The organism is Streptomyces sp. NPDC006743 (assembly GCF_040703815.1).
Classification (GTDB): domain Bacteria; phylum Actinomycetota; class Actinomycetes; order Streptomycetales; family Streptomycetaceae; genus Streptomyces.
The window spans coordinates 294,405-317,645 of record NZ_JBEYJA010000002.1; the positions used below are offsets into that span (position 1 = coordinate 294,405).

Genomic DNA, 23,241 nt, shown 5'->3' on the forward strand with positions numbered 1-23,241 from the left:
GGAGACGTGATCTCCCGAATCGATCTGCGCGGCGACGCCCTCCCCGAGGGCCCCGCCCTGCGTGACCTGCTGCCCCGAGCCGACTTCGACGTCACGGCCGCCCTGGAGAAGGTGCGTCCGATCTGCGAGGCCGTGCATCATCGTGGCGACGCGGCACTGATCGACTTCGCCGAGAAGTTCGACGGGGTCCGACTGGAATCGGTACGCGTTCCGGCCCGGGCGATCAAGGACGCCCTGGAGCAGCTGGACCCGGCCGTGCGCGCCGCCCTGGAGGAGTCCATCCGCCGGGCCCGTCTCGTCCACCGCGAGCAGCGCCGCACCACGCACACCACCCAGGTCGTCCCCGGCGGCTCGGTCACCGAGAAGTGGGTCCCGGTCGAGCGCGTCGGGCTCTACGCGCCCGGCGGCCGGTCGGTCTACCCGTCCTCCGTGATCATGAACGCGGTACCCGCCCAGGAGGCCGGCGTCGAGTCGATCGCGCTCGCCTCGCCCGCCCAGGCGGACTTCGGCGGTCTGCCGCACCCCACCATCCTCGCCGCCTGCGCCCTGCTCGGCGTCGACGAGGTGTACGCCGCGGGCGGCGCCACCGCCGTCGCGATGTTCGCCTACGGCACCGAGTCCTGCCCGGCCGCGAACATGGTCACCGGCCCCGGCAACATCTGGGTCGCCGCCGCCAAGCGCTACTTCACCGGCCGGATCGGCATCGACGCCGAGGCGGGCCCGACCGAGATCGCCGTCCTCGCCGACGCCACCGCCGACCCGGTGCACGTCGCCTCCGACCTGATCAGCCAGGCCGAGCACGACCCGCTGGCCGCCGCCGTCCTGGTCACCGACTCCGCCGACCTCGCGGACGCCGTGGAGAAGGAGCTGGAGCCCCAGGTCGCGGCCACCAAGCACGTCGAGGACCGCATCCGCCCGGCGCTCGCCGGCCGGCAGTCCGCGATCGTCCTGGTCGACGGCCTGGAGGAGGGCCTGAAGGTGGTCGACGCCTACGGCGCCGAGCACCTGGAGATCCAGACGGCCGACGCCGCCGCCGTCGCCGACCGCGTGCGCAACGCCGGCGCGGTCTTCATCGGCCCCTGGGCGCCCGTCTCCCTCGGCGACTACGCGGCCGGCTCCAACCACGTGCTGCCCACCGGCGGCTGCGCCTGCCACTCCTCGGGCCTGTCCGTGCAGTCCTTCCTGCGCGGCATCCACATCGTCGACTACACCCGCGACGCCCTCGCCGAGGTCGCCCACCACGTGGTGACGCTGGCGGAGGCGGAGGACCTGCCCGCGCACGGCGCGGCGGTCAAGGCCAGGTTCGGCTGGAAGGTACCCGAGAGCAAGTGAGCGACGTGCGGATCGACGATCTTCCCGTACGGGACGAGCTGCGCGGCAAGTCCCCCTACGGCGCCCCGCAGCTGGACGTCCCCGTACGGCTGAACACCAACGAGAACCCCTACCCGCTGCCGGAGCCGCTCGTCGAGCGGATCGCCGAGCGGGTGCGCGAGGCGGCCCGCGGCCTGAACCGCTACCCGGACCGGGACGCGGTCGAACTGCGCACCGAACTGGCCCGGTACCTGACCCGCACCGGCGGCCACCGGGTGGCCACCGAGAACGTCTGGGCGGCCAACGGCTCCAACGAGGTCATCCAGCAGCTGCTGCAGGCCTTCGGCGGCCCCGGCCGCACCGCGATCGGCTTCGAGCCGTCGTACTCGATGCACGCGCTCATCGCGCGCGGCACCGGGACCGGCTGGATCTCCGGTCCGCGCCGCGAGGACTTCACCATCGACCCCGCCGCCGCCCGGCGGGCGATCGCCGAGCACCGGCCCGACGTCGTCTTCGTCACCACCCCCAACAACCCCACCGGCAACGCGGTCGCGGCCGAGACGGTCGTCGCGCTGTACGAGGCGGCGCAGGCGGCGAAGCCGTCGATGGTGGTCGTCGACGAGGCGTACGTCGAGTTCAGCCACGGCAGCTCGCTGCTGCGGCTCCTGGAGGGCCGGCCGCATCTGGTCGTCTCCCGCACCATGTCCAAGGCGTTCGGCGCCGCCGGGCTGCGCCTCGGCTACCTGGCCGCGGACCCGGCCGTCGTCGACGCCCTGCAACTGGTCCGGCTGCCGTACCACCTCTCGGCGATCACCCAGGTCACCGCGCTGGCCGCGCTGGAGCACACCGACACGCTGCTGAAGTACGTCGAGCAGCTGAAGGGCGAGCGCGACCGGCTGGTCGCCGAACTGCGGGCGCTCGGCTACGAGGTCACCGAGTCGGACGCCAACTTCGTCCAGTTCGGGCGGTTCGCCGACTCGCACACCGCCTGGCGGAAGATCCTCGACCGGGGCGTCCTGGTCCGGGACAACGGCGTACCGGGACGGCTGCGGGTGACGGCCGGGACCCCGGCGGAGAACGACGCGTTCCTCGATGCGGTACGCGATCTCAAGAAGGAACAGGAGCAGAGCGGATGAACCGCGTCGGGCGCGTGGAGCGCACCACCAAGGAGACCTCCGTCCTGGTCGAGATCGACCTCGACGGCACCGGGAAGACCGACATCGCCACCGGCGTCGGCTTCTACGACCACATGCTCGACCAGCTCGGCCGGCACGGGCTGTTCGACCTGACCGTGAAGACCGACGGCGACCTGCACATCGACTCCCACCACACCATCGAGGACACCGCCCTCGCGCTCGGCGCCGCCTTCAGGCAGGCGCTCGGCGACAAGGTGGGCATCTACCGCTTCGGCAACTGCACGGTCCCGCTGGACGAGTCCCTCGCCCAGGTCACCGTCGACCTCTCCGGCCGCCCCTACCTCGTGCACACCGAGCCCGAGAACATGGCGCCGATGATCGGCGAGTACGACACCACGATGACCCGGCACATCCTGGAGTCCTTCGTCGCCCAGGCCCAGGTCGCCCTGCACGTCCACGTGCCCTACGGGCGCAACGCCCACCACATCGTGGAGTGCCAGTTCAAGGCGCTGGCCCGCGCCCTGCGCTACGCCAGTGAACGCGATCCGCGCGCGGCCGGCATCCTGCCCTCGACGAAGGGCGCTCTGTAACCGCCATGAACAGCTTCTCCACCATCCTGATCGTCCTCGGCCTCTTCCTGGGCGGCGGTGTCTACTCCTTCGTCAAGCAGAAGATGCCCACCAGCCTGATCGTGCTGCTGTCCATCGGCGCCGCGATGTGCATCTTCACCGGCGTCCTGCGGCTGGAGGTGTGGAATTGACCGGTCCCGCCGCCAAGAAGGTCGTCGTCTTCGACTACGGCTTCGGCAACGTCCGCTCCGCCGAGCGGGCGCTCGCCCGCACCGGCGCCGCCGTCGAGATCACCCGTGACTTCGACGCCGCGATGAACGCCGACGGCCTGCTCGTGCCCGGCGTCGGCGCCTTCGCCGCCTGCATGCGCGGCCTGAAGGAGGCCCGCGGCGACTGGATCATCGACCGCCGGCTGTCCGGCGGGCGCCCGGTCATGGGCATCTGCGTGGGCATGCAGATCCTCTTCGCCCGCGGCATCGAGCACGGGGTCGAGGCCGAGGGCCTGGACGAGTGGCCCGGCACGGTCGCGCCGCTGGAGGCCGACGTCGTCCCGCACATGGGCTGGAACACCGTCGAGGCACCCGCAGGCTCCGAGCTGTTCGCCGGCCTCGACGCCGGCGCCCGCTTCTACTTCGTGCACTCCTACGCCGTCCAGGACTGGCAGCTGGAGGCGCACAACCCGGCGATGCACGCCCCCAAGGTCACCTGGGCCACCCACGGCAAGCCGTTCGTGGCCGCCGTGGAGAACGGCGCCCTGTGGGCCACCCAGTTCCACCCCGAGAAGTCCGGCGACGCCGGAGCGCAGCTGCTGAACAACTGGATCGGAACCCTGTGATGGCTTCGAAGCTCGAACTCCTGCCCGCCGTCGACGTCCGCGACGGCCAGGCCGTCCGCCTCGTCCACGGCGAGTCCGGGACCGAGACCTCCTACGGCTCCCCGCTGGAGGCCGCCCTCGCCTGGCAGCGCTCCGGCGCCGAGTGGCTGCACCTGGTCGACCTCGACGCCGCCTTCGGCACCGGCGACAACCGCGAGCTGATCGCCGAGGTCGCCCGCGCCATGGACATCAAGGTCGAACTGTCCGGCGGCATCCGCGACGACGACACCCTCGCCGCCGCCCTCGCCACCGGCTGCACCCGCGTCAACCTCGGCACCGCCGCCCTGGAGGCCCCCGAGTGGGTCGCCAAGGTCATCGCCGAGCACGGGGACAAGATCGCCGTCGGCCTGGACGTGCGCGGCACCACCCTGCGCGGGCGCGGCTGGACCCGCGACGGCGGCGACCTCTACGAGACGCTGGCCCGCCTGGACAAGGAGGGCTGCGCCCGCTACGTCGTCACCGACATCGCCAAGGACGGCACCCTGCAGGGCCCCAACCTGGAGCTGCTGAAGAACGTCTGCGCGGCGACGGACCGCCCGGTGGTCGCCTCCGGCGGCGTCTCCTCGCTGGCCGACCTGCGCGCGCTCGCCTCCCTGGTGCCGCTCGGTGTCGAGGGCGCCATCGTCGGGAAGGCCCTGTACGCGAAGGCGTTCACGCTCGAAGAGGCCCTGGAGGAAGTGTCGTCATGACGTCCGATGCCGTACGGCGCGTGCAGAGCCAAGTTCCCTGGGAAGAGACGTTCGGATTCGCACGGGCCGTCGCGGCGGGGGACCGCGTCCTGGTGGCGGGCACCACCGCCTTCCGGGGCGACGTGCTCTACGGCGAGGGCGACCCGTACGAACAGGCGAAGGTGGCCTTCACCAGCGCACTGGAGGCGATCGGGGAGTTCGGGCTCGGCCCCGAGTCCGTGGTCCTCACGCGCATGTATCTCAGCCACGCCCGGGACGTGGACGACGTGGGCCGCGCCCACAAGGAGCTGTTCGGCTCGGTGCGGCCGGCGTCGACCCTGCTCGTCGTGGAGGGCTTCGTCGATCCGCGCGTCCTGGTGTCGGTGGAAGTCGAAGCATTCAGAGGAACACCGAAGGAGCCCGATTCATGACCCTGGCGGTCCGAGTGATCCCCTGCCTGGACGTGGACAACGGCCGGGTCGTCAAGGGCGTCAACTTCCAGAACCTGCGCGACGCGGGCGACCCCGTCGAGATGGCCAAGGTGTACGACGCCGAGGGCGCCGACGAGCTGACGTTCCTGGACATCACCGCGTCCTCGGGCGACCGCGAGACGACGTACGACGTGGTGCGCCGCACCGCCGAGCAGGTGTTCATCCCGCTCACGGTCGGCGGCGGCGTGCGCACCGCCGAGGACGTGGACCGGCTGCTGCGGGCGGGCGCCGACAAGGTGGGCGTCAACACGGCCGCCATCGCCCGTCCGGACCTCATCCGGGAGATCGCCGAGCGGTTCGGCCGTCAGGTGCTGGTCCTGTCGGTCGACGCGCGCCGCACCGCGGCCGGGTCCTTCGAGGTGACCACCCACGGCGGGCGCCGCGGCACCGGCATCGACGCGGTGGAGTGGGCGCACCGGGCCGCCGAACTGGGCGCGGGGGAGATCCTGCTGAACTCCATGGACGCGGACGGCACGAAGGACGGCTACGACCTGGAGATGATCGCGGCCGTCCGCAAGCACGTCACCGTCCCGGTGATCGCTTCCGGCGGTGCAGGCCGGCTCGCGGACTTCCCGCCGGCGATCGCGGCGGGCGCGGACGCGGTCCTCGCGGCCTCGGTGTTCCACTTCGGTGATCTGCGCATCGGCCAGGTCAAGGAGACGCTGCGGGAGGCCGGGCACCCGGTGCGGTGAGGACGGCCGCCCGACCGGTTCGGTCAGGGCCCCGGTCGCCTGCGGGCGGCCGGGGCTTTCTCGTGCGCGCGGACCCGGGGAAGACACCCAGACGCAACTGCGCAAGAAAAGTTGCACAAAATAAGTTGTGCAACTTTTCTTGCGCGTCTACGGTGAAGGTATGTCGGACAGGGAACGAGACCGCCGGATCAAGGACCTGGGCACGCTCAAGGCGATCGCCCACCCCCTGCGGATGAATCTGTACCGGGCGCTGACCGTCGCCCGCACCGCGACCGCCTCCCAGCTCGCCGAACAGGTCGACGAGGCCGTCTCCCTCGTCAGCTACCACCTGCGCAAGCTGGCCGAGCACGGCCTCATCGAGGAGGCCGAACCGCAGACCACCGACGGACGGGAACGCTGGTGGCAGCCCGCCAGCGACGGCGTCAGCATCCGCGACGAGGACTTCTCCGACGCGCCCGAGAAGGCCGCCGCGCACACCGCCGCCAGCCGCCTCTTCTTCGAACAGCGCGCCGACCTGTACCGGCGCTTCCTGGACGAACGCGCCCACTGGCCCGAGGTGTGGACGAAGGCGTCCGACTCCTCGGAATGGCTGCTCAAGCTCACCCCGGACGAACTGACCGAGCTGTCCCGGCGCATGTACGACCTCGTCCGCGAGTACGAGGAACGCGGGCGCGCGGCCACCGCCGCGGGCGACACGGACAACCGCGAGAACGTGGCGGTCCACACGTACGGCTTCCCGTTCCGCACCTGACGGCTCCGACCGCCTCCGGCCCGGCCCCCGGCGGCCGGTGCCCGACCTCGCGCCCGAGAGGACGTACCGCCGTGACCAGCACACTCGCGCCTGCGGCAGACCTGCGCCGCAGACCGGCCCACCGTGACCCCAACGTCCTGCGCTGGCTCGGCGGCTACGCCTCGTCCGCGGTCGGGGACAACGTCTACTACATCGCCCTGTCCTGGGCGGCCGTCCAGGCCGGCACCCCCGCGCAGGCCGGACTCGTCACCGCGGCCAGTGCGCTGCCGCGCGCCCTGCTGATGCTGGGCGGGGGAGTGGTCGCCGACCGCTACGGGCCGCGCCGGGTCGTCCTCGGCAGCACCGCCGCGCGCGGCGCCCTCGTCCTGACCGCCGCCGTCCTGCTGCTCGTGACCAGCCCCGGTCTGTGGGCGCTGGGCGCGGTCGCCGTGCTCTTCGGCGTCGTCGACGCCGTCTTCCTGCCCGCCGCGGGCGCTCTGCCCGCACGGATCGCCGCCCGCTCCCAGCTCGCCCGGGTCCAGGGCATGCGCGGCCTGGCCACCCGGCTCGCCAACGTCCTCGGCGGCCCTCTCGGCGGCCTCGGCGTCGCCGTGGGCGGCACCGCGGGGGCGTTCGGCCTGGCCGCCCTCCTGGTCGGCCTGTCCCTGCCGCTCCTGCTGACCGTCCGCGTCGGAGAGCCGGACCCCGCCGACGGGCCCGGCAGACCTGCGGTCCTGAGCGAGCTGCGGGACGGTCTGCGGCACATCCGGCAGGACCCCGTACTGCGCCCCCTCGTCCTCGCCGTCGCCCTCAGCGACCTCGGCTTCGTCGGGCCGATGAACCTCGGGCTCACCCTCCTCGCCCAGCAGCGCGACTGGGGCTCGGCGGGCATGGGCTGGGTGCTGGCCGGGTTCGGCACCGGGGCCGGAGCGGCCTCGCTCCTGCTCACCTGGCGGGGCCGGGTGCCGCACGCCGCGGCGGTGGCCGCGGCCGCCGGCCTGCTGTCCGCCGTCGCCGTCGCCGCCCTCGCCCAGGTGCCGTCCGTGCCCGCCGCGGCCGGCGTGGCGGTGCTCATCGGCGTGAGCGCAGGTCTCGCCGGAGCGCTGTGCGGGGCACTGGTCCAGGTCCGGGCCGGCGCGGCCTACATCGGCCGGGTGACCTCGGTGTCCACCCTGGTGGGCTTCGGCGTCGCGCCCCTCACCTTCCCGCTGGTCGGCGGGGCCATAGCCCTGTGGGGGACCGGGCCGGTGTTCGCGGTCTGCGGCGCGGTGAGCGCTCTGTCGGGCCTGGTCGTCCTGGGCGTCCCCGACCTGCGCCGCGCCGAACTTCCCTGACTCTCCCGGCCTCCCGCCCCGCGGAGCCCTCAGCCCGGAGCCCCGGCCCCGCGCCGCCCCCCAAGACCGGCGCCACCGCGCACCGCCCGGGGGCCGGCCAGGGGGGGAGGGACCGGGGCCGGCCCTGTTCCCGGCCGGCCCCCCGGGAGGCGGGAGGCGCCTGCCGTCCCAGTCGCGGCCGGGGGTCAGAACCCGAGCTGCTTGGTCTCCGACACCTTCGCGATGGCGTCCTGCTCGCCCTCCAGCTCCACCCGGGCCGCGCTCTGCCGGCCGAAGGCGAACAGCAGCAGCTCCGCCGGTTCACCGGTCGCCGTGACCACGGGCGTGCCGCGGTGGGCGACGGCCGTCTCGCCGTTCGGGCGGCGCAGCACCAGGCCCGTCGGGATGCCCCGGCCCAGCAGCCGGGCGGTGCGCTCCAGGCGCGACCACAGGGCCTCCTGGAAGACCGGGTCGAGTTCGCGCGGCGACCAGTCCGGCTGGGCCCGCCGCACGTCCTCCGCGTGCACGTAGAACTCGACGGTGTTGGCCGCCTCGTCGACCTGCTTGAGCTGGAAGGGTGAAAACCGCGGCGGACCGGTCCTGATCAGCTGGATCAGCTCCTCGTACGGCTTCGCCGCGTACTCCTCCAGAACCTTCTCCAGCCGGGACGCCAGCGGCTTGATCAGCGCACCCCCCGCCGCGTCCGGGCGTCGCTCGCGCACCACCACGTGCGCGGCGAGGTCGCGGGTGCGCCAGCCCTCGCAGAGGGTGGGCGCGTCCGGACCGGCGGTCTCCAAGAGGTCGGCGAGCAGGAGCCGTTCACGCTTGGCAAAGGTCGACATGGGCTCAGCCTACGACTCCGGGCCGGGTCCGCCCACTGGACGGCCGGCCCTGGCCACCGGCCGCGCGCGGCACAATGGCACCCATGACCAGCACGCCCGGCACCCCACGGCCCAGCAGCCTCGACCCGGAGATCGCCGCCCGCCTCAAGCGCGGCGCCGACGGGCTCGTCCCCGCCATCGCCCAGCAGTACGACACCGGCGAGGTGCTCATGCTCGGCTGGATGGACGAGGAGGCGCTGCACCGCACCCTGACCACCGGCCGCTGCACCTACTGGTCGCGCAGCCGCCGGGAGTACTGGGTCAAGGGCGACACCTCCGGCCACTTCCAGCGGGTCAAGTCCGTCGCGCTCGACTGCGACGCGGACACCGTGCTGGTCAAGGTCGACCAGGTCGGCGCCGCCTGCCACACCGGCGACCGCACCTGCTTCGACGCCGACGTCCTGCTGGAGGACGGCGGCACCGCCCGGACCGCCGCCGATTCCGGCACACCCGCCGCGGATCAGTAGGGTCGGCCGCCATGGACCTCGAGACCTTCCGCAAACTGGCCGGCGACCGCCGCGTCATCCCGGTCACCCGCAAGCTCCTCGCCGACGGCGACACCCCCGTCGCGCTCTACCGCAAGCTCGCCGCCGAGCGCCCCGGCACGTTCCTGCTGGAGTCCGCGGAGAACGGCCGCACCGCCTTCCAGTGGTCTCGCTACTCCTTCATCGGCGTCCGCAGCTCGGCCACCCTCACCGAGAAGGACGGCCGCGCCCACTGGCTGGGCACCCCGCCGGTCGGCGTCCCCGTCGAGGGCGACCCGCTCGCCGCGCTGCGGGCCACCGTCGAGGCCCTGCACACCCCGCGCGACCTCGCCCACGACCTGGGCCTGCCGCCCTTCACCGGCGGCATGGTCGGCTACCTCGGCTACGACGTCGTGCGCCGCCTGGAGAAGATCGGCCCCGGCGAACGGGACGACCTGAAGCTCCCCGAGCTGACCATGCTGCTCACCTCCGACCTCGCCGTCCTCGACCACTGGGACGGCACGGTGCTGCTGATCGCCAACGCGATCAACCACAACGACCTCGACACCGGTGTCGAGGAGGCCCACGCCGACGCCGTCGCCCGGCTGGACGCGATGGAGGCCGACCTGTCCCGGCCCGTCGCCCAGCCCCCCGCCGCCCTGCCGCCCTCCGAACTGCCCGAGTACACCGCGCTGTGGGGCGGTGCCGACTTCCGGGCGGCCGTCGAGGACGTCAAGGAGCGCATCCGCGCCGGCGAGGCCTTCCAGGTCGTCCCCTCCCAGCGCTTCGAGACGCCGTGCACGGCGAGCGCCCTGGACGTCTACCGGGTGCTGCGGGCCACCAACCCCTCGCCGTACATGTACCTGTTCCGCTTCGACGGCTTCGACGTCGTCGGTTCCTCGCCCGAGGCCCTGGTGAAGGTCGAGGACGGGCGGGCCATGGTCCACCCCATCGCCGGCACCCGGCCCCGCGGCGCCACCCCGCAGCAGGACCAGGCCCTCGCCGACGAACTCCTCGCCGACCCCAAGGAGCGCGCCGAGCACCTGATGCTCGTCGACCTCGGCCGCAACGACCTCGGCCGGGTCTGCGAGCCCGGCTCCGTCGAGGTCGTCGACTTCATGTCCATCGAGCGGTACTCGCACGTCATGCACATCGTCTCGACGGTGACCGGCCGGGTCGCCGCCGGCCGCACCGCCTTCGACGTGCTCACCGCCTGTTTCCCCGCGGGCACCCTCTCCGGCGCGCCCAAGCCCCGCGCGATGCAGATCATCGACGAACTCGAGCCGTCCCGGCGCGGACTGTACGGAGGCTGCGTCGGATACCTCGACTTCGCGGGCGACTCCGACACCGCCATCGCCATCCGCACCGCCCTGCTGCGCGAGGGCACGGCCTACGTCCAGGCGGGCGCCGGGATCGTCGCGGACTCCGACCCGGTGGCCGAGGACACCGAGTGCCGCAACAAGGCCGCCGCGGTGCTGCGGGCGGTGCACACCGCCAACCGGCTGACGCCGTAGGGCGGCTGCGCCGCAGCGGGGCGGACCGATGGGGCGCATCTCACGGAACCCCGGGTGACGGCCGGCCCCGGCTCCACGCGATAGTGGAGTACGTGACTGCTGTTCCTCACCCCCGTACCGAAGCCGCCGCGTCCGCCCGCTCCGGCCGCCGCAGCCTCGCCGTCGCCCTGCTGTGCGGGGCGCTCGGCGCGGCCGTGGCGCTGCTGGCCTCCCGGCAGCGCTGGGCGGAGGGCACCACGACGGTCGCCGGCGGCGTCTTCCCCCTGACCGCCAAGGGCAGCGAGGTCACGGGCGTGCCCGCGGCGCTCGCCATAGTGGGCCTGGCCGCGCTCGTCGCCGTCTTCGCCGTGCGCCGCTCCGGCCGGCTGCTGGTCGCCGCGCTCCTCGCGCTCTCCGGCGCGGGCACCGTCGCCGCCGCCCTCTCCGGAGCCTCCGACGGCGGGGTGCTCGACGAGAAGGCCGCGCAGACCTCCGGCGTCACGGCCGCCACCGCCGCCTCGCTCAGCCATACCGCCTGGCCCTACGTCGCCGCGGCGGGCGGGGCGCTGCTCCTGCTGGCCGGGCTGCTGGCCCTGCGCTACGGCCGGCTGTGGCCGGCCATGTCCGGCCGCTACGAGCGTTCCGGTGCGCCCCGCTCCCGCGCGGCCAAGCCCCTCGACCCCGACCGCCCCGAGGACCTCTGGAAGGCCCTGGACCGCGGCGAGGACCCGACCGGCGCCGGCCCGGCCTGACCGCCGCCCGGCCAGGTCCGCTTCCCGTTGTGATGAAACGGGTACGCGAGGCGCCACCCCCGCTCATGTCCCGCGCACGCGTACGGGACAATGGATCCGAGCGTCCGGCTCAGACACGTACAAGCAACGAGGAGCAAGTCATGGCGGGCAGCAGCCACGGTCACACCCCGGCCGCCTGGACCGGTGTCATCATCGCCTTCATCGGTTTCCTGGTCGCGGGCGCCTTCATGGTGATGGCCCAGCCGGTCGGCTTCTGGGTCGGCATGGGCGTCGTGCTGCTCGGCGGTGTCGTCGGCGGCATCATGCGCATCATGGGCATGGGCCAGAAGAACGAGCACCCGGTGCACCAGGTCGCGGCCAAGGGCGCACCGGCCGGCGCCAAGGGCTGACACCGCCACGGCGGACCCGTACGAGACGACGTGGAGGGGCGGCCCCGGTGCCGCCCCTCACGCGTGCCGTGCCGGCCTCTCCCCGCGCGCGGGCGGCCCCTTGCGGGCAGAATGCCTGGAGTGAACGCTGACAGGCAGCGGGTGGCGCACGGGCGGCTGCCCGTCCCCGCCCCGAGGTGCACGCCCGAGGACAGGGCGGTGCCGGCGCGGGGCGTCCGAGCCGTGTACGGGCGGCTCGCCGTCCCGGGCGCGGTCCTGGCCGCCGTCGCCGGCGCCTTCGCGTACGTCGGGGCGGTCGACCCCGGCCGGCCGGGGCACTACCCCGCCTGCCCCCTGCTGGCCTGCACCGGCCTGTACTGCCCCGGCTGCGGCGGACTGCGCAGCGCCCACGCCTTCGTCCACGGCGACCTCCTCGCGGCCCTGCGGGACAACGCGCCCGCCGTCGCCGGCTACCTGGCCTTCGCCGTGCTGTGGACGCTCTGGGCGGTCCGCTCGATCCGCGGGCGGCCCCTGCGGATCGAACCGCGCCCGGTGCACCTGTGGACCCTGGGCGTCCTGGTCGCCGCCTTCACCGTTGTCCGGAACCTGCCCTTCGGCGGCTGGCTCCACCCTTGATCCACGGGCGTCTGTCCAGGTAATGGGACCGGGGTCGGCCGGATGCGAGGCCTCGCCCCTCCTGCGGATACCATCGCAGTGACCACCGGTTCCGCCCGCTTGATCCGCCCGATCCGCCCGATCCGCCTCAAGCGGTCCGCCGGAGGCCGCTCGATCCGCTGGAACATCCCACCGTCTGGAAGGGGGCCGCTCGCGTGAGTGTGCTCGACGAGATCATCGACGGAGTCCGTGCCGACCTTTCGGAGCGGCAGGCGCGCGTCAGCCTCGACGAGCTCAAGGAGCGCGCGGCGAAGGCGCCGGCCGCCAAGGACGGCGTGGCCGCGCTGCGCGGCGACGGCGTCAAGGTGATCTGCGAGGTCAAGCGCTCCAGCCCCTCCAAGGGCGCGCTGGCCGCGATCGCCGACCCGGCCGGACTCGCCGCGGACTACGAGGCCGGCGGCGCCTCCGTCATCTCGGTCCTGACCGAGCAGCGCCGCTTCGGCGGCTCGCTCGCCGACCTGGAGGCCGTCCGCGCCCGCGTGGACATCCCGGTGCTGCGCAAGGACTTCATCGTCACGTCGTACCAGCTGTGGGAGGCCCGTGCCTACGGTGCCGACCTCGCCCTGCTGATCGTCGCCGCCCTCGACCAGCCGGCCCTGGAGTCGCTGATCGAGCGCGCCGTGTCCATCGGCCTCACCCCGCTCGTCGAGGTCCACGACGAGGAAGAGGTCGAACGCGCGGTCGACGCCGGTGCCAAGGTGATCGGTGTCAACGCCCGCAACCTGAAGACCCTCGAGGTCGACCGCGACACCTTCGAGCAGATCGCCCCGGAGATCCCCGACCACATCGTCAAGGTCGCCGAGTCCGGTGTCCGCGGCCCGCACGACCTGATCGCCTACGCCAACGCGGGCGCCGACGCGGTGCTGGTCGGCGAGTCGCTGGTCACCGGCCGCGACCCGAAGACCGCCGTCGCCGACCTGGTGGCCGCCGGGACGCACCCGGCGCTGCGGCACGGCCGGGGCTGAGAGTTGCGAGCAGAAGGGGAGTCCGATCAGCTCGCGGCGTCCGGTGCCTTGCGAGCGTGCGTGCCGGACGCCGCGAGCCGGGCTCCCCTTTTGTTCGCGGCTCTGAGGCGCCGGTAGGCTGGGCCCGATGACTCTCACCGTGACGACCGTCGACCGGCACGCCCGCCTGGCGCGCGGCTGCCGCCCCCGGGGCTGCCGTGCCCCGGCGCGGCGCGTGCACGGCCGCCGCGTCCGGTACGTCATCGGTGCCGAACCGGGGCAGGTCAACGGGCGCCGATGGCAGCGTCCCTGAAGGGGCGCGGGGACCTGCGCGAGCAACCACGTCCGGTCCGCGGCCGCGAGTAGACCGCGGCCCGGAGGAGACCCCCCGCCCCCACGGCGAACAGTGTTCTTCCACGCACTCACCGTGAGGTTCTGGCATGCCCAGCGATTTCTTCTTCCCCGACCCGGAGGGTCAGGTCCCCACCGCCGAGGGCTACTTCGGCAGCTACGGCGGCAAGTTCATCCCCGAGGCGCTCGTCGCCGCGGTGGACGAGGTCGCCGTCGAGTACGACAAGGCGAAGGCCGACCCCGCCTTCGCCCGCGAGCTGGACGACCTGCTCGTCCACTACACCGGACGGCCCAGCGCCCTGACCGAGGTGCCCCGCTTCGCCGAGCACGCCGGCGGCGCCCGGGTGTTCCTCAAGCGCGAGGACCTCAACCACACCGGCTCCCACAAGATCAACAACGTGCTCGGCCAGGCCCTGCTCACCAAGCGCATGGGCAAGACCCGCGTGATCGCGGAGACCGGCGCCGGCCAGCACGGCGTCGCCACCGCCACCGCCTGCGCCCTCTTCGGCCTCGACTGCACCATCTACATGGGCGAGATCGACACCCGGCGCCAGGCGCTCAACGTGGCCCGGATGCGCATGCTCGGCGCCGAGGTCGTGGCCGTCAAGTCCGGCAGCCGCACCCTGAAGGACGCCATCAACGAGGCGTTCCGGGACTGGGTCGCCAACGTCGACCGCACCCACTACCTGTTCGGCACCGTCGCCGGCCCCCACCCCTTCCCGGCCATGGTCCGCGACTTCCACCGGGTCATCGGCGTCGAGGCCCGCCGCCAGCTCCTCGAACGCGCCGGACGGCTGCCCGACGCCGCGGTCGCCTGCGTCGGCGGCGGCTCCAACGCCATCGGCCTCTTCCACGCCTTCATCCCCGACGAGGGCGTCCGCCTGATCGGCTGCGAACCCGCCGGACACGGCGTGGAGAGCGGCGAGCACGCGGCGACCCTGACCGCGGGCGAGCCCGGCATCCTGCACGGCTCCCGCTCCTACGTCCTCCAGGACGACGAGGGTCAGATCACCGAGCCGTACTCCATCTCCGCCGGTCTGGACTACCCGGGCATCGGCCCCGAGCACTCCTACCTCAAGGACTCGGGCCGCGGCGAGTACCGCGCCGTCACCGACGACGCCGCCATGCAGGCGCTGCGCCTGCTGTCGCGCACCGAGGGCATCATCCCGGCCATCGAGAGCGCCCACGCGCTGGCCGGCGCCCTGGAGGTCGGCCGCGAACTGGGCCCGGACGGGCTGCTCGTGGTCAACCTCTCCGGCCGCGGCGACAAGGACATGGACACCGCGGCCCGCTACTTCGGCCTGTACGACACCGACGCCGAGGTCGCCGCCGACGCCGCCGACACCGCCGAGATCGAGGGGGACGCCAAGTGAGCGGCACCATCCAGCTTCTGTCGGACACCCTCGCCGCCGCGCGCGCGGAGGGCCGCTCGGCACTCATCGCCTACCTCCCGGCGGGCTTCCCCACCGTGGACGGCGGCATCGAGGCGGTCAAGGCCGTCTTCGACGGCGGCGCCGACATCGTCGAGGTGGGTCTGCCGCACAGCGACCCGGTGCTCGACGGACCGGTCATCCAGACCGCCGACGACATCGCCCTGCGCGGCGGGGTCCGGATCGCCGACGTGATGCGCACCGTCCGCGAGGCGCACGCGGCCACCGGCAAGCCGGTCCTGGTCATGACGTACTGGAACCCCATCGACCGCTACGGCGTCGAGCGGTTCACCGCCGAACTGGCCGAGGCGGGCGGCGCCGGGTGCATCCTGCCCGACCTGCCCGTCCAGGAGTCCGGCCTGTGGCGCGAGCACGCCGAGAAGCACGGCCTGGCCACCGTCTTCGTCGTGGCGCCCAGCAGCAAGGACGCACGGCTGGCCGAGATCACCGCGGCCGGTTCCGGCTTCGTCTACGCCGCCTCGCTGATGGGCGTCACCGGCACCCGCGAGTCGGTGGGCGCGCAGGCGCAGACCCTGGTGGAGCGCACCCGCGCCACCGGCACCGGCCTGCCCGTCTGCGTCGGCCTGGGCGTCTCCACCCCGGCCCAGGCCGCGGAGGTCGCCGGCTTCGCGGACGGGGTGATCGTCGGCTCGGCGTTCGTCAAGCGGATGCTGGACGCCCCGGACGCCGCGGCCGGTGTCGAGGCGGTCCGGACGCTCGCCGGGGAGCTGGCCCGCGGAGTGCGCGGACAGGCGTAGCCGGACCGGCACCCGGACAGGCATAGCTGGACAACACAGGACATTCGGTCACTCGAACGGGTGGACCTGGGACCGGGGAGGCGCAATGCGCCTCCCCGGTTCGTTCTGGTGGTGTGAGCGAGAAGAACCATGACGGAAAGCGCACCGCCCGCCGGCGGCTGGCGGCCGAGCGCGAGAAGCAGAAGGCCTCGGAGCGGCGCCGCCGCACGCTGATCGTGGCCGCCAGCGTGGTCTGCGTGCTGGCCCTGGCGACGGTGATCGGCGTGCTCGCCGCGAACTCCGGCAAGAAGAAGAGCACCGGTACGGGCCCCGTCGCGGCGCCCTCGGGCGCGCAGGGCAAGGACAGTCTCGCGATCCCGGTCGGCAAGGACAGCGCCAGGTCGACGCTCACCGTGTGGGAGGACTTCCGCTGCCCGGCCTGCCAGGCCTTCGAGGCGGCGTACCGGCCGACCGTCCACGAGCTGACCGCCGCCGGCAAGCTCAGGGTCGAGTACCACCTGGTCCGGCTGATCGACGGCAACCTCGGCGGCAGCGGCTCGCTGCGCGCCGCCAACGCCGCGGCCTGCGCCCAGGACGCGGGCAGGTTCCCCGCCTTCCACGACGTGCTGTACGACAACCAGCCCAAGGAGACGGACGACGCCTACGCGGACAACGCCAAGCTGATCCAGCTGGCCCGCAAGGTGCCGGGCCTGGACACGCCGGCCTTCCAGAGCTGCGTGAAGAACGGCACGCACGACAGCTGGGTCGACAAGTCCCACCAGGCCTTCCAGGCCGGCGGCTTCTCGGGCACCCCGACGGTCCTGCTGAACGGCAAGAACATCATCGAGGACCGCTCGATGACCCCGGCCAAGCTCAAGCAGCAGGTGGAGGCGGCCGCCAAGGGATGAGCCCACAGGAGAGCGGCGGGGAGAAGGTGACCCGGGATGAGTAAGGAGCCGGTAAGGGGTGCGCGCGCCTGCGGGCCGCGACGCTCCCGGGCGGGTGCCCGTTATGGACCCGTAGCCGGGATGCCCGTCCTGGGCCCGCTCCGGCTGCGGTAGCGTCGACCCTGCCATGGAACTTGCCTACATTCCCAGCCCGTCGCACGGAGTGGTGTACCTCGGTCCCATTCCGCTGCGCGGCTACGCGTTCTGCATCATCATCGGCGTCTTCGTCGCCGTCTGGCTCGGCAACAAGCGCTGGGTCGCCCGCGGCGGACGGGCCGGCACGGTGGCCGACATCGCGGTCTGGGCCGTGCCGTTCGGCCTGGTGGGCGGCCGGCTCTACCACGTGATCACGGACTACGAGCTGTACTTCAGCGAGGGCCGTGACTGGGTGGACGCCTTCAAGGTGTGGCAGGGCGGACTCGGCATCTGGGGCGCGATCGCGCTCGGCGCGCTGGGCGCGTGGATCGGTGCCCGCCGCCGGGGCGTCCCGATGCCCGCCTACGCGGACGCGGTCGCCCCGGGCATCGCCTTCGCGCAGGCCCTCGGCCGCTGGGGCAACTGGTTCAACCAGGAGCTGTACGGGCGGGAGACGCACGTCCCCTGGGCGCTGCACATCACCTCGTCGGCGGACGGCCGGGTGCCGGGGTACTACCACCCGACCTTCCTCTACGAGTCCCTGTGGTGCATCGGCGTCGGCGTCCTGGTCATCTGGGCCGACCGCCGCTTCAAGCTGGGCCACGGCCGGGCGTTCGCCCTGTACGTGGCGGCGTACTGCGTGGGCCGCGGCTGGATCGAGTACATGCGCGTCGACGACGCCCACCACATCCTCGGCCTGCGGCTGAACGACTGGACGGCCCTCGTGGTCTTCCTCCTCGCGGTGGCCTACATGTGGATCTCGGCGAAGAAGCGGCCGGGCCGGGAGGCCCAGGTCGAGCGGGGCGTGCCCGCCGACGCGGAGGGCACCGGACCGGACGGAGCGGAGGCGGCACAGGCCCCGGAGGGCAAGGACACCGCTGCCGCGGCCCCGGTCCCGCAGCCCGCCGCCGGCGCGGCGGACACCCCGAAGGTGAGCGTCACCAAGACGAGCGCCACCAAGACCGCCGGCACCAAGACCGCCGGCACCAAGACCGCCGGCACCAAGACCGCCGGCACCAAGACCGCCGGCAGCGAGGCCGCCGGTGCGGCTCCCGGTGACGGGGACGCCGCCGGCACCGGTGGCGGCGCCCCGGAGTCGGCCGGTGTGAAGGACGAGGCGGGCTCGGCCAAGAAGGGCTGACGGCCGGCCGTCGTACGTGCGTGGAGGGCGCCCCCCGTTCCGGGAGGCGCCCTCCACGCGTGCGCGGTCAGTACCTGCGGGCCAGCGCCAGGGTCCGCCGGGCCGCCGCGACCACCGCCGCGTCGATGAAACGGCCGTCGGGCAGGGCGTGGGCGCCCCGGTCCACGGTGGCCGCCTTGACGACCGTCTCGGCCTCCTCCAGCTCGCGGTCGGTCGGCAGGTAGGCGCGTTCGATGATCGGCAACTGCCGGGGGTGGATGGCCGCCCGGCCGAGGAACCCCAGGGCGCGGCCGTGCGCGCAGGAGGACGCCAGCCCTTCCAGGTCGCGGATGTCGGGGTGGACGGACTGGGCGGGCGGGGCGAGCCCCGCCGCGCGGGCCGCGACGACGACCCGCGCACGGCACCAGTCGAGACCGGCGTCCTGGCGCACCCCGAGGTCGGCGCGGAGATCGGCCTCGCCGATCGAGACACCCCGCAGGGACGGGTGCGCGGAGGCGATGGCATAGGCCTGCTCGACGGCCAGGGCGTTCTCCAGCAGGGCGTACAGCGGCGGTCCCGAGCCGTGGGCCGCCGCCCCCGGCAGGGCGTACCCGGTCCCGGAGGCCGCCGCCGGCTCCCCGTCCGCGGCACACCCGCAGGTTCCGCCCGCCGGGTCCCGGCGGGTCTCCGGCCCGCGGGCCGCGCACCGGCTCGCCCCGGCCCCGTCGCGCCCGCGCGTCCCGGCCGGCTCCCCGGCCTCCTCGCCCCCGTGCCCGGCCCCGCCGCACTCCCGGTGCGCGCCGCGCCCGCCGTGCGCCGCGCACCCCGCGAGCCGCGCCCGGGGGCCGCCGGGCTCCGTGCGCTCCGCGATCCGGATCACCTGTCCGGCCGACGTCACCTTCGGCAGCCGCAGTCCGGCGAGGCCCACGCGCGGGACCACGGCCGCGAGGTCCGCCGCCACCAGCGGTCCGTCCAGCGCGTTGACGCGCACGTGGACCGGGACCGGCGGCGGCTCCGTCAGGAGTTCGGCGGTGGCGGCGCGGGCGTACTCCTTGCGGTCCGGCGCGACCGCGTCCTCCAGGTCGATCACGACCACGTCCGCGCCGGAGGCGAGGGCCTTGGTCACGACGTGCGGGCGGTCGCCGGGGACGTAGAGCCAGGTGAGGGGGAAGGGGGCGGTGGCCGTCACAGGGCGCCCTCCGCGCGCAGCGCCGCCAGTTCCTCGGGGGTCAGGCCCAGTTCGGCCAGCACCGCGTCGGTGTCCGCGCCGTGCGGGCGGCCCGCCCAGCGGATCGCACCCGGAGTGGCGGACAGCCGGAAGAGGACGTTCTGCATCCGCATCCTCCCCAGCTCCGGGTCGTGGAGCGTGGTCAGACTGCCCAGGGCCTGGTACTGCGGGTCCGCGACCACGTCCCGGACGTCCTGGATCGGGGCGATCGCCGCCTGGGCCTTCTCGAAGGCGGCCATGACCTCGGTGCGGGTGTGCCGGGCGATCCAGCCGCCGACCGCCTCGTCGAGGACGTCGGCGTGGGCCGCCCGCCCGGCGCCGGTCGCGAACCACGGTTCGCCGGTCAGCTCCGGGCGTCCCACCAGCCGCAGCACGCGCTCCGCCACCGACTGCGCCGAGGCGGACACGGCGACCCAGGTGCCGTCCGCGGTGCGGTAGGTGTTGCGGGGGGCGTTGTTCTGGGTGCGGTTGCCGGTGCGGGGCTGGACGTAGCCGAGCTGGTCGTACCACAGGGGCTGCGGCCCGAGGACGGTGAGGATGGGTTCGATGATCGCCATGTCGACGATCTGTCCCGCTCCGGTGCGTTCCCGGGCGGCGAGGGCGGTCATCACGGCGTACGCCGTGGCCAGGCCCGCGATCGAGTCGGCGAGCCCGAAGGGCGGCAGGGTCGGCGGTGCGTCGGGCTCGCCGGTGATCGCGGCGAAGCCGCTCATCGCCTCCGCGAGGGTGCCGAACCCGGGCCGGGACGCGTACGGGCCGAACTGGCCGAAGCCGGTGACCCGGGCGAGGACCAGGCGCGGGTTGGCCGCGGACAGCTCCGGCCAGCCCAGTTCCCACCGCTCCAGGGTGCCGGGGCGGAAGTTCTCCACGATCACGTCGGCGGTCGCGGCCAGCCTGAGCAGGGTGGCGCGGCCGCCGGGCCGGGACAGGTCCAGGGTGATGGCGCGTTTGTTGCGGCCGAGGAGCTTCCACCACAGGCCGACGCCGTTCTTCGACGGGCCGTGGCCCCGGGCGGGGTCGGGCCTGGCCGGGTGCTCGACCTTGATGACCTCGGCACCGAAGTCACCGAGCATCATGGCGGCGATCGGCCCGGCGAACAGGGTGGCCAGGTCCAGGACCCGCAGCCCGGCGAGCGGCGGCGCGGCCCGCGGCTCGTCCGGGGCCGGGACGGGCGCGTCCGGGCCGGGTGTGGGGATGTGCGGGTCGGGGGAGGGGCCGTGGGCGGACGGGCCGGGGACGGGGTCGTGCGGGCCAGGTGTGGGGCCGTGCGTGTGCGGGGTCATGGGCGGGACGCCTCCTGGTGGGTGAGGCGGGCCAGGGCGTCGAAGCCGGTGCCGTCGAAGTCGCCGACGGTCGTGGCGAGCCGGTTCTTGAGCGGCGCGGTCCACCGGTCGGGGAGCGCGGCGGGCGAGCCGGCGAGGAGACCGGCGACGGATCCGGCGGTGGCGCCGTTGGAGTCGGTGTCCCAGCCGCCCGACACCACCCGGCAGATGGAGGCCGTGAAGTCGCCGTCGGCGTGGGTGAGGGCGGCGGCGATCAGAGCGGTGTTCGGCACGGCGTGCACCCAGTGGTACCCGGCGTGCGCGGCGTGCAGTTCGTCCACGACCGTGTCGAAGTCCTCGTGCGTGGCGGCCAGCCGGACCGCGTGGCGGACCGCCCGGGCGAGCCGGGAGCCGGGCGGCACGACCTTCAGCCCGGTGGCCAGGCAGGCGTGCACGTCATGGGTACCGGTCGCCGCGGCGGCGATCACGGCGGCGGCGAACATGGCGGCGTAGACGCCGTTCGCGGTGTGGCTGAGGACGGCGTCGCGGTACGCCTGTCCGGCCGCGGCGGCCGGATCGCCCGGGTTGGTCCAGCCGTGCGCGTCGGCGCGGATGAGGGCGCCGATCCACTCGCGGAACGGGTTGCGGTGGCGGGCGGTGCGCGGTGGTTCGATGCCGAGCAGGAGGTTGCGGTAGGCGACGCGTTCGGCGGTGAAGGTGCGGCCCGCGGGCAGCTCCTCCAGCCAGAGCCGGGCCAGGTCGGCGGTGGTGAAGCCGCGGCCGTGACGGCGCAGGAGGAGCAGCGCCAGCAGCGGGTGGTCGAGGTCGTCGTCCTCGGGCATGCCGTCGATGTTCTCGGCCAGGCAGGTGCCCGCCGAGCGGCGGTTCCAGGGGTGCGCGGCCGCCAGGTCCTCGGGTACGCCCCGGGCGGTGAACCAGGTGCCGAGCGGCCAGTTGCCGGTGGCGCGGGCCAGTTGGCGGATGCCGTCGAGGGGGAGTTTCTCCACGGGTTTGCCCAGCAGGCAGCCCGCGGCCCGGCCCAGCCAGGCGGCTTCGAAGCGGTCCGGGGCGGGCACGGCCGGCCGGTCCCCGGCTCCGTTCTCCCCGCGGGCGGCCTCGTCGACGCTCAGGAAGGCTCCCCCCTCCGGGGTGCCGCCCTCCCCGGGTCCTCCCTCCGGGGTCCTGCCCTCCCCGGCCACGTTCTCCCGGGCAGGCCAGTCGGGGCACAGGGCCCTGATCGCGGCGAGGCCGGTGGGTTCCGCCTCCGCGAACCGGCTCGGCAGCTCGGCCAGTTCGTCCAGGAGGTCCTCGGCCAGCAGGCGGAGGTAGCGGGAGGCCGGCTGCGGCGAGGCGCCGGACCGGGCCGGGGCGTCGAAGCCGCCCGCGGCCCGCCACCGGGCGGCGACCGCCGAGGGCTCGCGGCCGTCCTGCGCCGCCTGGCGCAGCTCGTGGCCCAGCAGGTCCTCCGGCTGGACCCAGGTCAGGCGGAGCATCCCGGACCTCCCATCCCGGCGAACGCCCGTTCGTGCGCCCGCCGCCGTCGTACGTCCTTCCCGAAGACCTCCCGGGCCACCGCGGCCAGCGTGCGCGCGGGCTCCCACAGGTCCAGCCGGCTGGCCTCCGCCACCGCCTTCGCCCAGTCCTGCGGCACCGGCGAGCCGAGCGCTCCCGCCAGCGCCCCGGCCATCGTCGCGATGGAGTCGCAGTCACGGCCGTAGTTCACCGCGCCGAGGACGGCCCGCCGGTAGTCGCCCCGTGCCACCAGCAGCATCCCCAGCGCGACGGGCAGTTCCTCGATCGCGTGCAGCCGGGAGGGGCGGCGCGCGCCGAGCGAGGGGCTGCGGTAGTCCGGGCCGACCGTGTCGTACGGGGCGACCGCCGCCCGCAGCGGGCCCAGCGCCGACTCGAAGTCGGTGTGGTCGCGGGCCGCTTCGCACACGTCCTCGATCGCCGCCCGGGTGCCGTCCTTGGCCAGGGACAGACAGGCCGTCACGACCGAGTCCGGCGTGGCCCCGGGCGAGCAGGCCGCCGCGACCCCGGCCGCGAGCACGCCCGCCGCCTCCCGTCCGTACGACGACTGGTGGGCGCCCGCGACGTCCAGGGCCTCCGCGTACGCGGCCCGGGGGTCGGCCGCGTTGACCAGGCCGACCGGGGCCATGTACATCGCGGCACCGCAGTTGACGATGTTGCCGGTGCCCGCCTCCCGAGGGTCGACGTGACCGTAGTGCAACCGCGCCACGAGCCACTTCTCGGCCAGGAAGACGCGGTGCAGCGGCAGGGCCTCCGCCTCCAGCTCCGGGATCCAGCGCGGCTCGGTCATCAGGTCGGGGACGAGACGGTCCGCGACGGCGTAGGCGTCGAGGTGGTCGCGGACCTGCGCGTACACCCGTACCAGCGCGTGCGTCATCAGGGTGTCGTCGGTGACGTGGCCGTCCCCCTTGTGGTACGGCGCGATCGGGCGGGCGGTGCGCCACTCGTCGCCGTTCCAGGGGCCGACGATGCCGTGGACCCGGCCGCCGTGGCGCTCCACGATCTGGTCGGGGGAGTAGCCCTCGACGGGACCGCCGAGCGCGTCGCCGACCGCCGCGCCGACGAGGGCGCCGGTGATCCGTTCGTCCAGACTCGCACCCGGTCCGGTGGTTTCTTCTCCTCTGGGCGTCATGGCCCGAA

Annotated in this window: 25 protein-coding genes and 1 pseudogene; 21 read left to right on the plus strand and 5 right to left on the minus strand. The window is 74.0% G+C overall.

What is annotated here, in order from left to right:
* Nucleotides 1–6: 6 nt before the first annotated feature.
* From hisD to ABZ719_RS02830, 10 genes are all read left to right on the plus strand, one after another.
* A complete protein-coding gene (gene hisD / locus ABZ719_RS02785; protein ID WP_366723444.1) occupies nucleotides 7–1,332 on the plus strand; it encodes a histidinol dehydrogenase in 1,326 nt (441 codons plus the stop codon).
* Nucleotides 1,329–2,447 carry a histidinol-phosphate transaminase gene (locus ABZ719_RS02790; protein ID WP_366723445.1) on the plus strand — a complete coding sequence of 373 codons (1,119 nt, stop codon included), beginning with the start codon at nucleotides 1,329–1,331 and terminating at the stop codon, nucleotides 2,445–2,447. The genes hisD and ABZ719_RS02790 overlap by 4 nt, the downstream gene beginning before the upstream one ends.
* Nucleotides 2,444–3,037 carry an imidazoleglycerol-phosphate dehydratase HisB gene (gene hisB, locus ABZ719_RS02795; RefSeq protein ID WP_037863635.1) on the plus strand — a complete coding sequence of 198 codons (594 nt, stop codon included), beginning with the start codon at nucleotides 2,444–2,446 and terminating at the stop codon, nucleotides 3,035–3,037. The genes ABZ719_RS02790 and hisB overlap by 4 nt, the downstream gene beginning before the upstream one ends.
* Nucleotides 3,038–3,042: 5 nt before the next feature.
* On the plus strand, nucleotides 3,043–3,207 hold the full coding sequence (locus ABZ719_RS02800; RefSeq protein WP_037863634.1) for a hypothetical protein: 165 nt from the start codon (nucleotides 3,043–3,045) through the stop codon (nucleotides 3,205–3,207).
* Entirely contained in the window at nucleotides 3,198–3,851 is a 654-nt protein-coding gene (gene hisH / locus ABZ719_RS02805) for an imidazole glycerol phosphate synthase subunit HisH (RefSeq protein ID WP_366723446.1), read from the plus strand. The genes ABZ719_RS02800 and hisH overlap by 10 nt, the downstream gene beginning before the upstream one ends.
* Nucleotides 3,851–4,579, plus strand: a complete 729-nt coding sequence (priA, locus tag ABZ719_RS02810) for a bifunctional 1-(5-phosphoribosyl)-5-((5-phosphoribosylamino)methylideneamino)imidazole-4-carboxamide isomerase/phosphoribosylanthranilate isomerase PriA (RefSeq protein WP_366723447.1) — start codon at nucleotides 3,851–3,853, stop codon at nucleotides 4,577–4,579. The genes hisH and priA overlap by 1 nt, the downstream gene beginning before the upstream one ends.
* Nucleotides 4,576–4,989: a RidA family protein gene (locus ABZ719_RS02815; RefSeq protein WP_366723448.1), complete on the plus strand. Its 414-nt coding sequence runs from the start codon at nucleotides 4,576–4,578 to the stop codon at nucleotides 4,987–4,989. The genes priA and ABZ719_RS02815 overlap by 4 nt, the downstream gene beginning before the upstream one ends.
* Nucleotides 4,986–5,741: an imidazole glycerol phosphate synthase subunit HisF gene (gene hisF / locus ABZ719_RS02820; RefSeq protein ID WP_037863618.1), complete on the plus strand. Its 756-nt coding sequence runs from the start codon at nucleotides 4,986–4,988 to the stop codon at nucleotides 5,739–5,741. Before ABZ719_RS02815 ends, hisF begins: the two co-directional genes overlap by 4 nt.
* A gap of 160 nt (nucleotides 5,742–5,901) precedes the next feature.
* Complete coding sequence (locus ABZ719_RS02825; protein WP_366723449.1) at nucleotides 5,902–6,492, plus strand: helix-turn-helix domain-containing protein; 591 nt, start codon at nucleotides 5,902–5,904, stop codon at nucleotides 6,490–6,492.
* 71 nt (nucleotides 6,493–6,563) lie between these two features.
* Nucleotides 6,564–7,805, plus strand: coding sequence for an MFS transporter (locus ABZ719_RS02830; RefSeq protein WP_366723450.1), 1,242 nt, complete (start codon nucleotides 6,564–6,566; stop codon nucleotides 7,803–7,805).
* 185 nt (nucleotides 7,806–7,990) lie between these two features.
* Here the strand turns inward: ABZ719_RS02830 and ABZ719_RS02835 are convergent, their stop codons facing one another.
* Nucleotides 7,991–8,626: a TIGR03085 family metal-binding protein gene (locus ABZ719_RS02835; RefSeq protein WP_366723451.1), complete on the minus strand. Its 636-nt coding sequence runs from the start codon at nucleotides 8,624–8,626 to the stop codon at nucleotides 7,991–7,993.
* 83 nt (nucleotides 8,627–8,709) lie between these two features.
* On the opposite strand from ABZ719_RS02835, the gene hisI reads away from it, so the two are divergent.
* From hisI to lgt, 11 genes and pseudogenes are all read left to right on the plus strand, one after another.
* Nucleotides 8,710–9,132: a phosphoribosyl-AMP cyclohydrolase gene (gene hisI, locus ABZ719_RS02840; RefSeq protein ID WP_366723452.1), complete on the plus strand. Its 423-nt coding sequence runs from the start codon at nucleotides 8,710–8,712 to the stop codon at nucleotides 9,130–9,132.
* An 11-nt stretch (nucleotides 9,133–9,143) separates the two neighbouring features.
* Complete coding sequence (locus ABZ719_RS02845) at nucleotides 9,144–10,643, plus strand: anthranilate synthase component I (RefSeq protein ID WP_366723453.1); 1,500 nt, start codon at nucleotides 9,144–9,146, stop codon at nucleotides 10,641–10,643.
* An 83-nt stretch (nucleotides 10,644–10,726) separates the two neighbouring features.
* Nucleotides 10,727–11,374 (plus strand): TIGR02234 family membrane protein, encoded by a 648-nt coding sequence (locus ABZ719_RS02850; RefSeq protein ID WP_366723454.1) that lies wholly within the window; start codon nucleotides 10,727–10,729, stop codon nucleotides 11,372–11,374.
* Nucleotides 11,375–11,514: 140 nt separating this feature from the next.
* Nucleotides 11,515–11,763, plus strand: a complete 249-nt coding sequence (locus tag ABZ719_RS02855; RefSeq protein ID WP_037863604.1) for an HGxxPAAW family protein — start codon at nucleotides 11,515–11,517, stop codon at nucleotides 11,761–11,763.
* A 111-nt stretch (nucleotides 11,764–11,874) separates the two neighbouring features.
* The gene (locus ABZ719_RS02860; RefSeq protein ID WP_366723455.1) at nucleotides 11,875–12,378 is read left to right on the plus strand and encodes a DUF2752 domain-containing protein; all 504 of its coding nucleotides are present in this window, start codon (nucleotides 11,875–11,877) and stop codon (nucleotides 12,376–12,378) included.
* Between the two features lie 194 nt (nucleotides 12,379–12,572).
* On the plus strand, nucleotides 12,573–13,382 hold the full coding sequence (gene trpC / locus ABZ719_RS02865) for an indole-3-glycerol phosphate synthase TrpC (RefSeq protein ID WP_366723456.1): 810 nt from the start codon (nucleotides 12,573–12,575) through the stop codon (nucleotides 13,380–13,382).
* A gap of 127 nt (nucleotides 13,383–13,509) precedes the next feature.
* Nucleotides 13,510–13,674, plus strand: a complete 165-nt coding sequence (locus ABZ719_RS02870) for a hypothetical protein (RefSeq protein ID WP_366723457.1) — start codon at nucleotides 13,510–13,512, stop codon at nucleotides 13,672–13,674.
* A gap of 127 nt (nucleotides 13,675–13,801) precedes the next feature.
* The gene (gene trpB, locus ABZ719_RS02875; RefSeq protein ID WP_366723458.1) at nucleotides 13,802–15,085 is read left to right on the plus strand and encodes a tryptophan synthase subunit beta; all 1,284 of its coding nucleotides are present in this window, start codon (nucleotides 13,802–13,804) and stop codon (nucleotides 15,083–15,085) included.
* Nucleotides 15,082–15,900, plus strand: coding sequence for a tryptophan synthase subunit alpha (gene trpA, locus ABZ719_RS02880; protein WP_366723459.1), 819 nt, complete (start codon nucleotides 15,082–15,084; stop codon nucleotides 15,898–15,900). The genes trpB and trpA overlap by 4 nt, the downstream gene beginning before the upstream one ends.
* 113 nt (nucleotides 15,901–16,013) lie before the next feature.
* Entirely contained in the window at nucleotides 16,014–16,787 is a 774-nt protein-coding gene (locus ABZ719_RS02885; protein WP_366723460.1) for a thioredoxin domain-containing protein, read from the plus strand.
* 166 nt (nucleotides 16,788–16,953) lie between these two features.
* Nucleotides 16,954–17,760: pseudogene (lgt, locus tag ABZ719_RS02890) on the plus strand (prolipoprotein diacylglyceryl transferase); the annotation flags it as partial.
* A 409-nt stretch (nucleotides 17,761–18,169) separates the two neighbouring features.
* On the opposite strand, the gene ABZ719_RS02895 reads toward lgt, so the two are convergent.
* From ABZ719_RS02895 to ABZ719_RS02910, 4 genes are read right to left on the minus strand one after another with little or no spacing between them, the layout of a single operon-like run.
* Nucleotides 18,170–19,270 carry an aldolase/citrate lyase family protein gene (locus ABZ719_RS02895; protein WP_366723461.1) on the minus strand — a complete coding sequence of 367 codons (1,101 nt, stop codon included), beginning with the start codon at nucleotides 19,268–19,270 and terminating at the stop codon, nucleotides 18,170–18,172.
* Nucleotides 19,267–20,592, minus strand: coding sequence for a CoA transferase (locus ABZ719_RS02900; protein WP_366723462.1), 1,326 nt, complete (start codon nucleotides 20,590–20,592; stop codon nucleotides 19,267–19,269). Before ABZ719_RS02900 ends, ABZ719_RS02895 begins: the two co-directional genes overlap by 4 nt.
* Nucleotides 20,589–22,064, minus strand: coding sequence for an ADP-ribosylglycohydrolase family protein (locus ABZ719_RS02905; protein WP_366723463.1), 1,476 nt, complete (start codon nucleotides 22,062–22,064; stop codon nucleotides 20,589–20,591). The genes ABZ719_RS02900 and ABZ719_RS02905 overlap by 4 nt, the downstream gene beginning before the upstream one ends.
* Nucleotides 22,052–23,233 carry an ADP-ribosylglycohydrolase family protein gene (locus ABZ719_RS02910; protein WP_366723464.1) on the minus strand — a complete coding sequence of 394 codons (1,182 nt, stop codon included), beginning with the start codon at nucleotides 23,231–23,233 and terminating at the stop codon, nucleotides 22,052–22,054. Before ABZ719_RS02910 ends, ABZ719_RS02905 begins: the two co-directional genes overlap by 13 nt.
* Between the last annotated feature and the right edge of the window lie 8 nt (nucleotides 23,234–23,241).